At 37.1% G+C, this 224-nt stretch carries 1 protein-coding gene; it reads left to right on the top strand.

Going from position 1 to position 224, the window contains the following annotated elements:
* Positions 1 to 224, top strand: a 224-nt coding sequence (locus EOC06_RS39590; RefSeq protein ID WP_128310222.1) for an isochorismatase family protein, incomplete at both ends; no start/stop codon positions are given.

Raw genomic sequence — 224 nt, 5'->3', positions numbered from 1 at the left:
CATAAAACATATCGTTATTGCTGGTTGTAAAACACAGCATTGCATAGATACAGCCGTTAGAACAGCCACTGTCAATGGCTTTGACGTTACATTAGTAGGCGACGCTCATTCAACAACAGACAATGATTTTTTACGTGCAGAACAAATTATAAATCACCATAATGATACTCTTCATGGCCATTACAATGTTGATCACTTTTCAATTGTCAGGAATTCAGTGGAAG

This window comes from Mesorhizobium sp. M7A.F.Ca.MR.362.00.0.0 (assembly GCF_004023175.1).
In the GTDB taxonomy this organism is placed as follows: Bacteria; Pseudomonadota; Alphaproteobacteria; order Rhizobiales; family Rhizobiaceae; genus Mesorhizobium.
Note: the sequence above shows the minus strand (reverse complement) of the source record. Positions and strands in the feature narration are given on the sequence as shown.